Source organism: Microbacterium maritypicum (assembly GCF_008868125.1).
In the GTDB taxonomy this organism is placed as follows: domain Bacteria; phylum Actinomycetota; class Actinomycetes; order Actinomycetales; family Microbacteriaceae; genus Microbacterium; species Microbacterium maritypicum.
This window is the reverse complement of the sequence record NZ_WAAQ01000003.1, coordinates 81,372-97,998: the sequence shown is the minus strand read 5'-3', so window position 1 is coordinate 97,998 and position 16,627 is coordinate 81,372. Positions and strand designations below refer to the sequence as shown.

Annotated in this window: 9 protein-coding genes; 3 read left to right on the top strand and 6 right to left on the bottom strand. The window is 70.3% G+C overall.

Going from position 1 to position 16,627, the window contains the following annotated elements:
- Nucleotides 1-204: 204 nt before the first annotated feature.
- Nucleotides 205-843 carry a response regulator gene (locus tag F6W70_RS16110; protein ID WP_151487330.1) on the bottom strand — a complete coding sequence of 213 codons (639 nt, stop codon included), beginning with the start codon at nt 841-843 and terminating at the stop codon, nt 205-207.
- A complete protein-coding gene (locus F6W70_RS16105; RefSeq protein WP_318278929.1) occupies nt 831-2,063 on the bottom strand; it encodes a sensor histidine kinase in 1,233 nt (410 codons plus the stop codon). Before F6W70_RS16105 ends, F6W70_RS16110 begins: the two co-directional genes overlap by 13 nt.
- Before the next feature lie 108 nt (nt 2,064-2,171).
- Here F6W70_RS16105 and F6W70_RS16100 point away from each other — a divergent pair, with 108 nt between their 5' ends.
- From F6W70_RS16100 to F6W70_RS16090, 3 genes are all read left to right on the top strand, one after another.
- Complete coding sequence (locus F6W70_RS16100) at nt 2,172-2,939, top strand: ABC transporter ATP-binding protein (RefSeq protein ID WP_151487329.1); 768 nt, start codon at nt 2,172-2,174, stop codon at nt 2,937-2,939.
- Nucleotides 2,939-5,470: an ABC transporter permease gene (locus F6W70_RS16095; RefSeq protein ID WP_170287943.1), complete on the top strand. Its 2,532-nt coding sequence runs from the start codon at nt 2,939-2,941 to the stop codon at nt 5,468-5,470. The genes F6W70_RS16100 and F6W70_RS16095 overlap by 1 nt, the downstream gene beginning before the upstream one ends.
- Before the next feature lie 230 nt (nt 5,471-5,700).
- A complete protein-coding gene (locus F6W70_RS16090; protein ID WP_318278928.1) occupies nt 5,701-10,899 on the top strand; it encodes a beta strand repeat-containing protein in 5,199 nt (1,732 codons plus the stop codon).
- 84 nt (nt 10,900-10,983) lie between these two features.
- Here F6W70_RS16090 and F6W70_RS16085 read toward each other — a convergent pair whose 3' ends face one another.
- The 4 genes from F6W70_RS16085 to F6W70_RS16070 form a co-directional block, all read right to left on the bottom strand.
- Nucleotides 10,984-13,503, bottom strand: a complete 2,520-nt coding sequence (locus F6W70_RS16085; protein WP_318278927.1) for a helix-turn-helix transcriptional regulator — start codon at nt 13,501-13,503, stop codon at nt 10,984-10,986.
- 70 nt (nt 13,504-13,573) lie between these two features.
- Nucleotides 13,574-14,929, bottom strand: coding sequence for an anaerobic C4-dicarboxylate transporter family protein (locus tag F6W70_RS16080; protein ID WP_055875729.1), 1,356 nt, complete (start codon nt 14,927-14,929; stop codon nt 13,574-13,576).
- Nucleotides 14,926-15,666, bottom strand: coding sequence for a Type 1 glutamine amidotransferase-like domain-containing protein (locus tag F6W70_RS16075; RefSeq protein WP_151487326.1), 741 nt, complete (start codon nt 15,664-15,666; stop codon nt 14,926-14,928). The genes F6W70_RS16080 and F6W70_RS16075 overlap by 4 nt, the downstream gene beginning before the upstream one ends.
- Before the next feature lie 103 nt (nt 15,667-15,769).
- Entirely contained in the window at nt 15,770-16,507 is a 738-nt protein-coding gene (locus F6W70_RS16070; protein WP_151487325.1) for an SGNH/GDSL hydrolase family protein, read from the bottom strand.
- Nucleotides 16,508-16,627: the final 120 nt, after the last annotated feature.

The following is a 16,627-nucleotide window of genomic DNA, read 5'->3' as shown; positions in this document are numbered from 1 at the left end:
TTGGTACTCAGTGTTGCCGAGTACCGGTACAAAGTAACACTGAGTACCAGTACTTAGCAACACCGATTACTGGGCTTGTTTTTCCGAGAGCAAGCATCGAGACCCATCGCGCGCGTCGAGACCCACGCCCGCGTGCGTCCGCGCCGGTGGGTATCGGCGATGGGCGTGGGTCTCGAGGCTGGGGGCGCGGGGCGCGGGACGCGGTCAGCTGCGCAGGTAGGCGAGCACGGCGAGCACGCGCCGGTGGCCGCTGTCGCTGGAGGCGAGGCCGAGCTTGGCGAAGATGTTGCCGATGTGCTTGCTCACCGCGGTCTCGGTCACGAAGAGTCGCTCGGCGATGGTGCCGTTGTCGAGGCCTTCGGCCATGAGCCCGAGCACCTCGCGCTCGCGGGGGGTGAGCGTCTGCACCGGGTCGTCGGCGCGACGCCTGCTCATCAGCTGCGAGATGACCTCGGGATCCATCACCGTGCCGCCGGCCGCCACGCGATGCAGGGCGTCGACGAAGGAGGCGACCTTGCCCACGCGCTCCTTGAGCAGGTAGCCGAGTCCGTCGGCTCCGGCCGCCAGCAGCTCACCGGCGTAGCGGTCCTCGACATACGCCGACAGCACCAGCACGGGGAAGCCGGGGCGGCGGGCACGGGCTTCGGCGGCAGCCTTGAGCCCCTCGCTCGTGAAGGTGGGCGGCATGCGCACATCGACCACCGCGGCATCCGCCTCGTCGAGCCGTGCGAGGAACGCCTCGGCGTTGTCGACGGCCGCCACCACCTCGAACCCCTCGCTGCGCAGCAGCAGGGCCAGCCCTTCGCGCAGCAGGGTGTCGTCTTCGGCGATCACGATCCGCATGGCAGCTCCGCTCTCAGGATGGTGGGTCCGCCGACAGGGCTCGTCAGCTCCAGCGCACCCTCGAAGGCCTCGATGCGGCGACGGATGCCGGCCACCCCGCCACCGGGACGCTCGACGGCTCCGCCCACGCCGTCGTCCTCGACCGTGATGCGCAGGATCTCGCCCTCGCGCACGACCCGCACCGCGGCGCGCGTCGCCTCGCTGTACTTGCTGACGTTCGTGAGGGCCTCGGCCACCACGAAGTAGCTGGCCGATTCGACGGCCGCGGGCACGCGTCCGACCTCGTCCGCCTCGATCGTGCACGGCACGACGCTGCGCCCGGCGAGCGAGGTCAGCGCCCCTTCCAGACCCAGCTCGTCGAGGATCGGCGGGTAGATGTCATGCACCGTGCGGCGGAGCCCGGCGAGCGCATCGGTCGCCGCATCCTGCGCTCGCCGCAGCGGTTCGAGCACGTCGCCCCCGGTCTCCTGGGCGCGCTCGGCGATCCCGAGCATCATCACCACGTTCACCAGGCGGTTCTGCGCGCCGTCGTGCAGGTCGCGCTCGATGCGGCGCAGCTCGGCCGCGTGGGCGTCGAGCGCCGCGGCACGGCTGAGGGTCAGGGCATCGACACGGGCGGCGAGGCGCGACTTCTCGGGGGTCGCGAGGAGCTTCGCCGACACGAACGACACCAGCCCTGCGACCGCGGGGATCAGGAACGCCGCGACGATCGCATACCCGAGCGCGAGCAGAGGCTGCGTCGCCGCGAGTTCCCACGATGTGACCGGATAGACCGAACCGACCGGATCATCGGCGGGTGCGAACTGCCAGTAGTAGGTGATGGCGAGGGTGTTGACCGCGGCGATGGGGAGCGAGATCGTCAGCAGTGACACGAACAGCACGGGCAGCCCCTGCACCGCGAGCCACAGCACGTCGCGGCCGGTGGCGCGCGAGAACGCGAAGCGCAGACGATCGTCGATGGTCGACCCCGGCGGAAGCACATGGCCGATCGGCGCCAGCTCCACGCCCCGGTAGGCGCCGACGCGGCGACGGTTCAGATCCGTCCATCGGTGCAGGCCCTGCACGGCCTCGGGCATCACCAGCACGCCGCCGGTGAGGGCCATGAAGGGAAGCAGGACGATCCCCAGGCAGAGGAACACCACCGAGGCGATCGAGACTCCGGCCTCGACGGCCAGATACCCCCACGCACGCAGCCAGCGGCGCATCCATCCGTCCTTCACTCTCACAGTCTGCCCGAGGGCTCGTGGCGGCACGGTATAGCCAGCACCACCATCGATGCGGCAGCGGGCGGGATGGGGTGCGGCATCGGCCGTCCCTAGCGTCGAATCATGACCTTCACAACACTCGCCCCCGCCGTCGACGCGCGGCCCTCCGAAGCGCTGCGGCTGCAGTCCGTCGTCAAGACCTACGGCTCAGGCGCCAGCCGCGTCACGGCTCTGCGGGGCGTCGACCTCGCCATCGCGAAGGGCACGTTCACCGCGATCATGGGCCCCTCCGGGTCGGGCAAGAGCACGCTGCTGCACAGTGCCGCCGGACTCGACCGGCCGAGCAACGGCACCGTGCACCTCGGCGGGACCGAGATCTCGGGGCTGAAGGCGCGACAGCTCACAGCCTTCCGGCGCGATCACGTGGGCTTCGTGTTCCAGGCGTACAACCTGCTGCCGGCCCTCGACGTCGAGGACAACATCACCCTGCCGTTGCGGCTCGGCAATCGCCGGCTCGAAGCCCGGTGGCTCGATTTCCTCCTCGACGCCGTGGGCCTCACCGAGTACCGTCGTCGCCGTCCTTCCGAGCTCTCCGGCGGTCAGCAGCAGCGGGTGGCGATCGCACGCGCGCTCATCACCCGGCCCCACGTGGTGTTCGGCGACGAGCCGACCGGCGCGCTCGACTCGCGCTCCGGCAAGCAGGTTCTCGACCTGCTCGCCCACACCGCGAGGGAGCTGGACCAGACGGTCGTGGTCGTGACGCACGACCCGGTGGTCGCCTCGCACGCCGATCGGGTGATCTTCCTCGCCGACGGAGCCTTCGCCGGATACCTCGACGGCGCCGACCCGGCCCAGATCAACGACCGCATGAGCGCATTGGGGGAATGGTGATGTCGGCGTCTCTGGGCTTGGGTCGACTCGTCGGTGCTGACCTTCGTCACCACCGTGGCAGCTTCGTCGGGGTGGCGGTGGCCGTGTTCGTCGCGAGCGCGCTCGTGACGGGGCTCGGGGTGCTCGTCGAGTCCGGCATGCGCGGAGGGCTGGCACCCGAGCGCTACGCCGCGGTCGACGTGGTGGTCGGTGCACCGCAGCAGGTGGATGTGCCGGAGGATCTGCCGGTTCCGCTGCGGGAGCGCGTGCCGCTGCCCGCTGACGCGGTGCGCGACATCGCCGCCCTCCCCGGAGTCGACCGCGTCGTTGTCGATGTCACCATCCCGCTCGTGCGGCAGGATGCGGGAGCGGATGCCGCGGATGCCGGATCCGCGGTGATCGAGGCGCACCCCTGGCCGGCCACTGCACTCACGGGCTTCGAGCTGCGAGAAGGGCAGGAGCCCGCCGCAGCGGACGAGGTCGTCGTCACCGCCGGAAGCGGGCATGCCGTGGGCGACACGGTCGTCCTGGCTCACGGTGGCGTGCCGTCGGAGTATCGCGTCGTCGGCGAGGTCGTCGCTCCCCAGGCGCCGGAGCGGGCCTCGCACGTGTTCCTCAGCGAGAATCGCATCGACGAGCTCGACCCGCACGAGGGCGCTGCACAGGCGCTCGGCGTCTTCGTCTCCGGGGCAGATCCCGAGCAGACGGCGACCGCGATCCGCGAGGCATTCCCCGGCCTGAGCGCCCGCACCGGCGACAGTCGAGGAGACGTCGAGTTCCTCGACTCCGGTGCCGCTCGGTCGACGCTCGTGTCCATCGGCAGCGCATTCGTCGGCACGTGCATCCTCGTGGCGATGTTCATCGTGGCGGGCACCCTGTCGCTGTCGGTACAGTCGCGACGTCGTGACTACGCGCTGCTGCGGGCGGTCGGGGCGAGTCCGTCCCAGGTGCATGCGCTCGTCGCCCGTGAGGTGCTGTGGGTCTCGGTGGTCGCCGTGCTGCTGGGACTCGCGCCGGGATACCTGCTCTCGAGCGTGCTGCAGTCGGCCTTCGTGGCAGCCGGCGTGATCCCCGGCGATTTCGCGCTGGCCGTCGGCCCGCTCCCCGCGGTCGGAGCCGTGCTGCTCGTGCTCGCCTCCGCCTGGGGCGCCGCGCGCATCGCGGCGTCTCGGGTGGCGAAGCTCGATCCCGTCGAGGCTCTGCGGGAGTCGACGACGGGTGCTCCGGCCATCGGCCTGCCGCGCATCATCACCGGAATCGTGCTGGCCGCCGCAGGGATCTCGGTGTCGACCGTGCCGCTCGTGGTGCGCGGGCAGATCGCCGCCGGTGCTGCCGGTGGCGCTGTCATGCTGCTGATCATCGCACTCGCGGTGCTCGGACCGTGGCTGGTGTCGCTGAGCGTCCGACTGATCGGAACCGTGCTGCGCCGGATGTCATCCGCGGGATTCCTCGCCTCCGCGAACGCTGCGGCGAACAGCAGGCGCCTCGCCTCCGCTATCCTGCCGATCGCCCTCGGAATCGGGCTGGGGCTCGTGCAGATCGGTGCGCCGTCGATCATCGCGGCGGAGGCGGCGACGCAGGCCAGTGCCGGTGTCATCGCCGACCTGCGCGTGACGGCACCCACGGGTCTCTCGCCTGAGGCCGTCGACGCGATCCGCGAGACCCCGGGGGTGGGCGAGGCATCGGGGGTCGCGCTGAGCACGGCGGTGCTCGACTCGCACGACCTGGAGGGCAAGCTCGAGCGCACGGAGCACGTGCTGCAGGGCCTGGATCCCCGAAGCGTCGCGCACGCCCTGGATCTGCGCGTGCGGGAGGGGTCGCTGGCGGAACTCGACGGCACCACCACGGTCGCGGTGAGCACGGATGCCGCGCAGGTGCTCGGGGTCGGCATCGGCGGCACCGTCGTCGGGCATCTCGGCGACGGCTCGCCCTTCGAGGCGACGGTCGTCGCGGTGTACGAGCGGGGTCTCGGATTCGGCGATCTCGCCATGGCCGCCGACGCGGTCAGGGCGCACACCACCACCGGTCTCGATTCCTTCGCACTCGTCACGGTCGAAGAGGGCGCATCGGACGAGGTGCGTGCTGTGCTGGGCGCGCGCGGCCTGCTGGTGAGCGACCGCTCGGTGCAGGAGGCCGCCGGCGCGGCCACGCAGTCCCAGAACGGGTGGACGGGTCTCATCGCGCTGCTGGTGATCCTCGGGTACATCGCGATCGCCGTGGTGAACACCCTCGTGATGGCGACGGGCGAGCGCTCGCGCGAACTGGCACTGCTGCAGCTGATCGGGTCGTCGCGAGGGCAGGTGCGCTCGATGATGCGGATCGAAGCCGTGCTCGTCGCGGTGATCGCCATGGTGTTCGGGGTGGTCGTCGCCCTGCCTCCGCTGATCGGCATGAGCATGGGCATCTCAGGGCAGCCGCTGCCCGTGCTGCCCGGGCTCGGATCACTGGCGATCATCGCAGGGATGGGCGCGCTGGCCCTCGTGGCGATGTGGATCGGGACCACGGCGACCATGCGCACGCGTCCGATAGACGAGATCGGCTCGCGCCAGTAGGCCCCTCGGGGCCGGGGGCGTACCGAGTCATCGGTGCGCCCCTTCTGCGTGGGGTGAAAAGGCGGGGTGAATTCTCCGGGATCGGCGGGGCCGCGTGTCGGGGGCCGGGCAGGCTGGACTTGTCCCGGATCGAGTTCGTCATGCCCGAATGACGCTCGGCGGTCGCCTGAGGGGGCGGGGGCTTCCGCGTGCGAACGCGCAGCGGTGAAGCGATGAATGGGGAGACAGTCATGGGGTTTCGTGTTGCCCGCAAGGACCACACAGCCGATGGCCTTCCGTCCGAGCGGCAGAGCCGCTGGCGGGGCCGTGCAAGGAAACTGATCGGCGGCGCCGTGAGCACGGCGCTCGTCGCGTCGTCGATGGTGTTCGTCGGCGGGACGCTGACGGCCGCGCCTGCGGCCGCGGCTAGTCCGTTCCTGTGCACACCGGGCGCGGTGTACGTGCAGAACGCCACCGAGGTGCGCGAGTTCACGGTGAAGGAGCAGGGTGCACCGGGCGACGGCGGCACGCTGGGCTCCTCCACGATCGGGCTCGACTACTCCAACAACGCTCTCGGTATCTCGTCCAGCGGCCGGTACGCGTACACGGTCACCAACGCCGCCGGCTCGAAGGTGCTCGCCAAGCACGATCGCGTGACCGACTCCACGAGCCGCACGACGTTCACGCTCAACTCTTCTGTGCTCCGTGGTGCTGTGCACCCGGTGACCGGCGTCTACTACTTCGCCAGCGGTACTTCCGTCGACGGCGCCATCAACCTGTACGCCTGGAACGAGAGCGTCACGCCGCAGGCCTACGTGCAGGTCGGCACGCTCCGCCCGACCGCTGACAGCACCGCGTTCGGCGCCAACGGCGACATGGCCTTCAGTGCCTCGGGTCAGCTCGTGCTCGTGGCGGACAACGTCATCTACTCGTCCGACCTTCCCACCTCGCTCGTGCCGAGCAACGCGACCATCGAGGCCAAGCAGGTCCACAACATGGGTGCCGGTGTGCAGGGCAACGGCATCGCCTTCGGTAACCTCGGGCACATCTTCGTGTCGGTCGCCGGTAGCGATCCGAGGATCATCGAGGTCGATCTTCCGCGCGGGCTGACCGTCAATTCGACGTCGACCCCCGGCTTCTCGCCCACCGACATGGCGAGCTGCACCTTCCCGAACACCCTCACCCTGAAGAAGGACCTTCCCGAGGGGCGTCACGCCGCCACCGACCAGTTCGCGCTGCGCGTGCAGTCGCCGGCCGGATACCAGGTCGCGCAGACCGACGCCACCACGCGCGGTGAGCGCACGGGGCTGCAGCCCGATTACGCGGGACCGGTGTTCACCAACCAGGGCGACACCTTCCGCCTCTCCGAGGCCGCATCCGGAACCACGGACCGCACCCGCTACGCCGAGTCCCTGGATTGCGTGCAGGTCAATTCCAACGGCTCCACGATCCCGGTGGCCGTGACGGCATCGGGTGAGGTGAAGCAGCCTGCCGGTTCGCTCGGCACGGATGTCACCTGCACGTTCACGAACGTGCGCCTCGCGCCCGACCTGGCGCTGCGCAAGACGTCCGACCCCGCAGCCGGCGTCGCCGTGCACGCCGGTCAGCGCCTCACCTACACCGTCGAGGCGGAGAACACGGGCAACACGCGCCTCGACCCCGTCAGCGTGACCGACGACCTGTCCGGCGTGCTCGCGTTCGCCGAGTACCAGGGTGATGTCGCCACGAAGATCGATGGACAGCCCGTCGCCTCGGGCGCTGCGACCGTCACGGGCGACGACCTCGCCTGGACCGGCGCACTCGAGCCCGGTCAGGTGCTCACCGTCACCTACTCGGTGATCGTCGACGCCGGTGTCGAAGGAGAGCGGATCGCCAACAGCGTCACCGCCTCGGGAACCCCTCCAGGCGGTCTCCCCCCGATCGATCCCCCCGCCGTCACGACCGAGCACCCCGTCGCGGGCTACACCGTCGCCAAGAGCTCCAGCCCCGCCGCCGGCACCGTCGTGGAGCCGGGACAGACCATCGAGTACACGGTGACCGGGACCAACACCGGCGCCACCGTGCTGAACCCGGCCTCGATCGCCGACGACCTCTCGGGTGTGCTCGCGCACGCCGCGTACAACTCCGACGTCACCACCTCGATCGACGGCACGCCCGTCACCACGGGGGCGGCCACCATCACCGGCGACGACCTCGCCTGGACCGGCGCGCTCCAGCCCGGGCAGACCGTGACCATCACCTACTCCGTGACCGTGGATGCGGCGTCTTCGGGTGAGGTCCTGCAGAACACCGTCAGCGGCACGGCCACTCCGACGACACCGAACCCGGGCGACCCCACCGGGCCGCAGGTGCCGGGCGAGCCGATCGTCCCGCCGACCGCGACCACCGAGCACCCGGTCATCGGGTCGGGCTTCACGATCAGCAAGTCCGCCGATCCCGCCTCGGGCACGGCCGTCTCCGCTGGAGACACCGTCACGTACACGATCACCGGCACCAACACCGGCGACACCGACCTCGACCCGGCCCGGATCGTGGACGACCTCTCCGGCGTGCTCGACAGCGCCGCCTACAACGACGACGTCACCGCCGACCGCGGCTCGGTCGCCGTCACCGCCAACACGCTGACCTGGACCGGCGATGTGCCCCGGGGCGAGTCGGTCACCATCCGCTACACGGTGACCGTCGACGCGGGCGTGAAGCAGGCGCTGCTGAACAACGTCGCCACCGGTACGGCCACTCCTCGGATCCCGGTCGACCCGAGCGACCCCGACAGCCCCACGACCCCCGGAACGCCGATCGTCCCGCCGGCCGTGGAGACGAACCACCCGGTCGTCGACAACGGCTTCGAGGTGACGAAGTCCGCCGACCCCGCCTCCGGCACCGCCGTGCGCGCGGGTGACACGATCACGTACACGATCTCGGGCGTCAACACCGGTAACACGACACTCGACCCGGCGACGATCGTCGACGACCTGTCGGCGGTGCTCGCACACGCCCAGTACGGCGGCGATGTGTCGGCCTCGACCGGTGCGGTCGACCTCGCCGGCACCACGCTCACCTGGACAGGAGCGCTCGCGCCCAGCGCCCGCGTCGACATCACCTACACGGTGACGGTCGACGAGGACGCGACCGGCGTGCTGCTGCGCAACACCGTCACGGGCGAGGGAACGCCCCTCATCCCGACCGACCCGACGGACCCGGACAGCCCCACCACGCCCGGCACCCCGGTGACGACGCCGCCTTCGACCACGGAGCACCCGGTGGCCACCCCCGGCTTCACGGTCACGAAGTCGGCCGACCCCGAGACGGGTACGCGCGTCGACCCCGGCAGCGTGATCACCTACACCGTCACCGGCCGCAACACGGGTGACACCGTGCTCGACCCGGCCTCGATCGCCGATGACCTGCGCGGTGCGCTGGCGCACGCGTCGTACAACGACGACGTGACGGCCACCCGCGGCGACGTCAGCGTGGCAGACGGTGCCCTCGCATGGAGCGGCGTGCTGCTTCCCGGCCAGGACGTGGTCATCACCTACTCGGTGAAGGTCGACCCGACCGCCGGCGGCGAGACGATCGCCAACACCGCGACCGGTTCGGCGACTCCGCTGATCCCGACGGACCCGAGCGACCCCGACAGCCCCACCACGCCGGGCACGCCGATCACGCCGCCGCCGTCGACCACGGAGCACCCGGTCAACGAGCCCGGCTTCACGTTCGCGAAGACGGTCGACCCGGAAGCGGGCACGGCCGTGGATCCCGGTGACGTGCTCACCTTCACGCTGACCGCCGTCAACACCGGCCAGACCGTTCTCGACCCGGTCGAGATCACGGACGACCTCTCCCAGGTGCTGCCGTACGCGTCGTACAACGGCGATGCCGCGGCCGTGATCGGCGGGCAGCCCGCCGGTGCGGTGGCTGTCGACGGCGCGAAGCTCGGCTGGTCCGGCGCACTCGCGGTCGGTCAGACCGTCATCGTCACGTACTCCGTGACGGTCGGGGCCGACGGTGTGGGCTCCGTGATCGAGAACAGCGCGAGTGCGACCGCGACCCCGCCCGGAGGCTCGGTCATCACCCCGCCGCCCGGCACCACGACGAACGCCGTCAATGTGCCCGGATTCTCGGTGTCGAAGAGCGCCGACCCGGCAGCGGGTACGGCAGTCGACCCCGGCAGCGTCATCACCTACACGGTGACCGGTGTGAACACCGGCGAGACGGTCCTCGATCCTGTCGCGATCACGGACGACCTCTCCGGCGTCCTCGCTCACGCCGACTACAACGGCGACGCGACCGCCACGATCGGTGCCGCCGAGACGACCGCTCCCGCGGTGGCCGGCGATCGCCTCTCGTGGACGGGCGTCCTCCAGGTCGGCGAGACCGTCACCGTCACGTACTCGGTGACCGTGCACGCGGATGCCGGCGGGACGATCCTCGAGAACTCGGCTTCCGGCTCGGCGACCCCGCCGGGTGGGGTGCCTCCGATCGAGACGCCTCCCGCGACGACCGAGAACCCTGTCAACGAGCCCGGCTTCGAGCTGCGCAAGACGGCAGACCCCGCCTCGGGGACCCGGGTCGACCCCGGCAGCGTCATCACCTACACGGTGACCGGTGTGAACACCGGTGAGACGGCGTTGTCGCCCGTGCGCATCACCGACGACCTGTCGGGTGTTCTCGCCCACGCCGCCTACAACGACGATGCCGCAGCGACCGTGATCGACGGACCCGCTCTGGAGCCTGTCGTGGAGGGTGACGAGCTCACCTGGTCCGGCGTGCTCGCCGTGGGTCAGCGCGTCACGATCACCTACTCGGTGACCGTGAACGGCGATGCCGGCGGTGCGACGATCGCGAACACGGTCGCCGGAATCGCCACCCCGCCCGGTGGCGCGGAGATCACGCCCCCGCCCGTGACGACCGAGAACCCGGTCGGCACCCCGGGCTTCACGTTCGCGAAGACCGCCGATCCCGGTTCGGGCACGGCCGTCGCCACGGGAAGCACCGTCACCTACACGCTGGTCGGCACCAACACCGGTGAGACGGGCCTGGGCGACGTCGCCATCGCGGATGACCTCTCCGGAGTGCTGCGGCACGCCGACCTCCGCCCCGGTGCGACCGCCGTCATCGGCGACCGCACGGTGGCCGCACCCGTCGTGGACGGAACGCAGCTGCGCTGGTCCGGCAGCCTCGCCGAGGGCGAGAGTGTCACGATCACCTACTCCGTGACGGTGCACGCCGACGCGGCAGGGGCGACGCTGCGCAACGCGGCCGTGGGCTCGGCCACACCTCCCGGCGGTGAGACGATCACGCCGCCGAAGAGCTCGACCGAGAACCCGGTGCTGACGCCGCTCGCCCTCACCGGCGGACTGCTGGCGCCGTGGGTGCTGGCGCTCGCGTTCGCTCTGCTGCTCGGCGGTGCCGTGCTGCTGATCGTGCGTCGACGCCGGTCGCAGTCCTAGCGGTCACAGGAAAGGCCTCGTCTGTCGCGTGCGACGGACGAGGCCTTCTGTGTCTCCCGGGCGGTGTCTCGCTCGGTCGCCCTCTCACTCGGGGAGCAGACCGTGGCGCGCTGCCTGCTCCATCGCCTCGGCGCGGTTGTGGGCGCCCAGCTTGCGGTAGATGCTGCGGAGCTGGGTCTTGAGGGTGTTCTGCGAGACGTTCAGCTCGTCCGCGATCGCCGGCAGAGACGCGCCCGAGGTCAGGGCCCGCAGCACGATCTGCTCGCGAGACGACAGCCGTGGCCGCGTCGCGAACGACGGCAGCGCCGATCGCAGGGGGAAGGCCCCACGGCCCGTCGGGTCGAGGTCGGCCCGCACGGCGCCGAAGTCCTCGGCGCTCAGGAGCACGAGCGGGGTGGTGAGTCCCCGGTCGATGAGCTGCACGCTCAGCGCCTCGCTCGAGGGTTGCGCGGCCGCGGAGGAGACGCGGTGCAGGGCGGCACTGTGCACAGCCGCTGCTTCCGCGCGTTCTCTGGCGGTGGAGGGCCGCAGGCGGGTCTGACCCAGAAGCCGGGATACGTCGGCGGCCTTGCCGTCGATGAGAGCCAGGCGCGCCCGCTTGAGGACCGTGCCGAAACGATCGGCGACCGCGTCCCGCTGCAGGATGCTCCGGGCCGAGCTCACGTCACCGAGGGCGAGGTGCAGCAGAACGCGCGGCTGAGACAGCGCTTGGCGCACGTGGGCTGTAGCCGCCTCCTTGCCCCGGAGACGCACGAACGATTCCAGACGCTCCAGTCCCGCTGCGGGCTCACCGTCGTGCAGAGCGACCCATGCTTCGACAGCGGCCATCGTCGTCCAGTGCTCGCTCGTCGCCCGGTACGGCTCGAAGAAGCGGATGTGCTGCTTGGCCGCGGGGAGATCACCGTCCTCCACCGCGAGCATCGCCTCGGCCACATGGTAGAACGTGCTCCGATAGCTGTCGAGGAGCGCCGGATCCCAGTCGCCGTCGCGGATGAGGGCGACATAGTGCCTGGCCTCCGGCAGGTCTCCGTTCAGCGCGTGGACCCCGCCCAGGAGGCAGATGCCGTGGAAGGCGTTCTTGTTGCCGTGCGCGGCGGCGAGCGCCGTCGCCTGCTCCCAGATGTGAACGGCGTCGTCTCGTCGTCCGCCGTCATAGAGCGAGATGCCGAGGTGGGTGCACAGGAGGGGCATGTCGCAGGCGTACTGCTGCCATTGCGACTCGGGTGTCTCGGTGAACAGGGCCAGTGCGCGTGCGGCCACCTGGGCGGCGCGCTCGGGTCGGCCGATGGCGCGCAGCGATGCGCTCTCGGCGGCCCAGATGAAGATCCGCTCCGTCGCCGAGAGCGTGGTCCGACGGGCGTCCGCCGCCGCCACCGCGATGCGCAGGAGCTGGAGCCCGCGCTGGCGGCGGAGGCGATTGGGCTTGAGACACATCCCGAGCAGCATGGCCACGAGAGGCTCCTCCTTGAGCCGTGACACCGGCACGTCGCCGAGCAGGTCGACGACGGCATGCCGGTCGCGGTGGAGCAGGCGGTTCCACCCCGACATCGTCACATGCGTGGCGAGGCGCAGGTCGTCGTCCTCCATCGCGAGGCGCAGCCCCTCGAGCGGCATGTCGCGGCGCACCGCCCCCTCTGCCGCGACGCGTCGCAGCAGAGCGACCTCGTCCGGAAAGGTCCGGCGCAGTTCACGGCGCAGCATGCCTCGGGTGAGGGGGGTGAGGGCGAAGCTGCTGCGTCCGTCGGCAGACCAGCGGCCGAAGCCGAACATCTCGGCCTGGTCGAGGGCCTTCGCGATCGCGGAGTCGCCGGTGAGCGCCACCGCGAGGGGAAGGTCGACCGAGTCGGTGACGCTGATCCGCAGCAGTCCCTGCAGGGCCTGAGGATCGAAGGCGCATTCGGCGAGCCGATCCTGCAGGTAGTCCTCGATCACGGTGGTCGCGGCGCGCAGCGATGAGGCATCCACCGCGGCGCCGCGCAGCGCGAGAGCCCGGATGAGGGCGGGGAAGCCGCCCGTCGCCTCTCGCGTTGCGGCGGCCGTGTGCTCGTCGACGTCGAGAGCACGACGGATCTCGTCGGTGTCGAACATGAGCGCTCTCGGGGAGATGAGCGTCGTGTCGATCACGAGGTCGAGGCCCTCGCTGTCGAAGGGACTGGGGCGGTTGGTGGCGACGATCAGCCGGGTCATCGCGGCGGTGGCCACGGCACGGCACAGGGCGAACACGCCCTCGCGGTCGACCGCGGCCGCGTCATCGAGCACCAGGGCCAGAGGAGCATCGACGGCGCGCAGCCGTGCCGTCACGGCGGCCCAGCCTTCCTCTCCGGCGGCTGAGCGCGCGGGATCCGCCTCCGGCAGGGCCCGCAGCAGGGCGCCGGCGAGGGCGTCTCCGGTCGCGATGGCGGGGGTGACGGTGATCCACACGACGTGGGACGCGGTGGCGGACGCCCATTCCACGAGGGCGGTCGTCTTGCCCGACCCGGATGCGGAGCGCATCAGCGTCAGCGGTGACGCGGTCTCGAGCGCGGCCGTCAGGCGGGGGCGGCTGACCGCATGCGCCGACACCCGCGGCAGATACCCGTCCCGTTGCACGGCAAAAGACGACACTGCACCTCCCCAGGTCCCGTCCCTACGATATCGCCCGGCGGCTCGTCGAGGTGACGTCTTCGGGGGCGGCTCAGGCGAACAGGAACGACAGAGGCACGCCGATGATGATCGCGACAGCCACGTAGATGAGGTTCGGCAGCTGGAACGAGTGGTCGAAGACGAACTTCCCCATCTTGGTCGTGCCGGTCTGGTCGAAGGCCACCGTGGCGACCTGACTGCCGTTGGCCGGCAGCGTGTAGATGCCCATCGCGGCCGGCCACAGGCCCACCAGGAGCGGGGCGGGCAGGCCGATCGTGATGCCGATCGGCACGATCGCGTTCGTCGCGCTCGACTGGCTGGTGGTGAGCATCGCGACCGCGAAGAGGGCCAGCGCGAACAGCAGTGCACCCAGGAACGCCGACGATCCGGAGACCACGGCTCCGAGCCCATCGACGATGAGGGTCTGGTTCGCGGCGACGAAGGTGTTGGCCAACCAGGCGATGCCGAAGAGGGCGATGGCGCCGACGATACCGGCGGGGAAGGTGGGCTGCTTGGGCACGTCTGCCGCCTTCACCTTGCAGAAGACGAAGATGAGGGCGGCGATGATGCCCATCACGACCTCGATGATGACCGTGACGCTCAGGCGCACCGGATCGCCCGCGTCGTCGGTGCCGATGACCGGACGCAGGTTCTCGAACAGGCCGAAGAGCACGATCACGCCGACGCCGGCGAGGAACAGCGAGGCCGAGAGCACGGCGGTGGGGGGCAGCTTCTTCTCGTGTGCGTCGGTCTCGGGCGGCGTGATCTGGTGCTCGGCGAGACGCCGCTGGAACTCGGGGTCGTCTTCCAGGTCCTTGCCGTGGCGCATCATGACGAGCGCCGCGACGAACAGCCCGACGATCGACGCCGGCCACATGATGAGCAGCAGCCCGCCGAGATCGACGCCCTGCGGGGCCAGCAGCACCACCATCGAGGCGGTCGCGGCCGAGACAGGAGAGCAGAGGATGCCGACCTGCGAGGCGACGGCCGAGACCGAGAGTGCCCGCTCCGGGCGGATCTTCTGCTGATACGAGACGTCGTAGATGACGGGAAGCAGCGGATAGAAGATGTTGCCCGTGCCGGCGCCGACCGTGAACAGGAACGACATCGCCGGGGCGAGGAAGACCACCGACCTCGGCCGACGCCTGATGACCTTCGCCGCCACCGACACCATCCAGTCGATGCCGCCGGCCGCCTGCATGGTCGAGGCCGCGGTGATCACCGTGATGACGATGAAGACCGCATCGACCGGGGCGTTGCCCGGGGCCTCTCCGAAGAAGAAGATGAGCACGGCCACGCCGACCAGTCCCCAGACGCCCAATCCGATCCCGCTCGTGCGAGTGCCCATGTAGATGGCGCCGATGACGACGAGCAGCTCGGCGATGAGGATCCACACGTTGTCGTTCATGACGAGGGCCCCCTCACGATCGGGGCGCTCCCGGTGAGCAGCGTGGTGGGAAGCTCGGTCTCGACGATCTTCCCGTCGACGGCCTCGACGCGCAGGGCGAGGGGGTTCTCGACCGGGCTGACCGCGGTGAAGAACGCGGAGTTCTCGAAGTGCAGCGACTGGAGGTTGCCGACCGCGTACCCGGTGGAGAGCTCACCGCTCAACAGGGAGGCGTGGAAGAGCGGGCGGCGCTGGTCCTCGGCGTCGTAGTGCGGGCAGAAGCTGCCGTGCAGGAACCCGAGTCCCTCAGGCAGCACCTGAAGCGTCGGGCCGTAGCTGTCGGTGGTCCCGCCTTCGAACCAGCAGATACCGCCGGCGCTGCCCCCGGTGAAGACCACGTTGGAGTCGGGGTCCTCCCACATCTCGCGCATGATCTCGTCGAGACCCTGGCGCTTCCACACGTCGAGCATGTTCGCGGTGTTGCCCCCGCCGACGTGGATCACGTCGAATCCCTTCACGAAACCGGCGAGGTCGTCGACCGCTCGGTGGAAGAGGGGCAGGTGATGCGGCGCGCACCTGTCGGAGTCGTAGGTGGCGTAGAAGCTCACGATGTACGCGGCGTCGTCACCCGTGGCGGTGCCGACGAAGAGCACCCGGGGTCGCTCCTTGCCGGTGAGTCCGAGGATGTAGTCGTGCGTCGGATCGTTCCGCCGCTCCATCATGGCCTTGCCGGCCCCTGTTGCCACCACGTGAGACATGCCCCCACCTCTCCGACGAGTGTGAATGCGCTCAACCTAGTTGCGGGCCTGCGGCTGCGTCCAGAGGTCTTTCGTCCACGACGGGTGAGGGGGTCCGGGCCGCCTATGCGTTCTGTCGAGCGGTCGCCACGAGTCCTTCGAGCAGCGCGAAAGTGCGTGCGCGAGGGCCTTCGGGGCGGATACCGATGGCGTGGGCGAGTTCGAGGGCGAGGGCCGCGTGGCCTTCGGTGTTCGGGTGGAACGGGTCGTTCATGAGTCCCCACGGCACTCCGCCGGCGCCGAGCTCGGCGAAGCGGGCGTACTGGTCGACGAGGATGACGTCTTCGCCGGCGGCCACCTGACGCACGGCCTCGGCGAACTCTCCGATGCGGGCACGCTCCGGGGCGTTGCGGACGTCGATGGCCGGTGGTGTCTGCAGGACGGGAACGGCGCCGAGCTCGCGCACCCGCGCGACGAAGTCACGCAGTGAAGCCGCGTAGTCGTCGGCGGTGATGACCTCGCGCGGTCCGCCGTCGGAGGCGTCGTTCGTGCCGATCATCAGGGTGACGACGTCGGGCTGCCATGACGCGACGCGGCGATCCCAGTCGTCGAGGAGGTCGACGATGCGGTTGCCGCTGATCGCGGTGTTGAGCACGACGTCGCGCACGCGCTCCAGTTCACCGCGGATCAGCTCGTGCAGGTGCTCCGGATAGCTGCGCCCGCCCTGGGTGTGCACCAGGCCGTGCGTGATCGAGTCGCCCGTGATGACCCAGTTCAGCGGTGCGGGTGCTGCGAGCGATGCGGCGATGCGGCGGAGGTCGGATGCGGCGGAGGCGGAGGCGGGGGATTCGGCGTTCGACACGGCTCCGAGCCTATCGGCCGCGTGGCGTGGGTTACCGTGGAGGGGTGAGCCCTGAGTCCGACAGACCGTAGATCGCGGGTCGAGTGCACGTCGTGCGCTCCCCGCATCCCTGTCGACCCT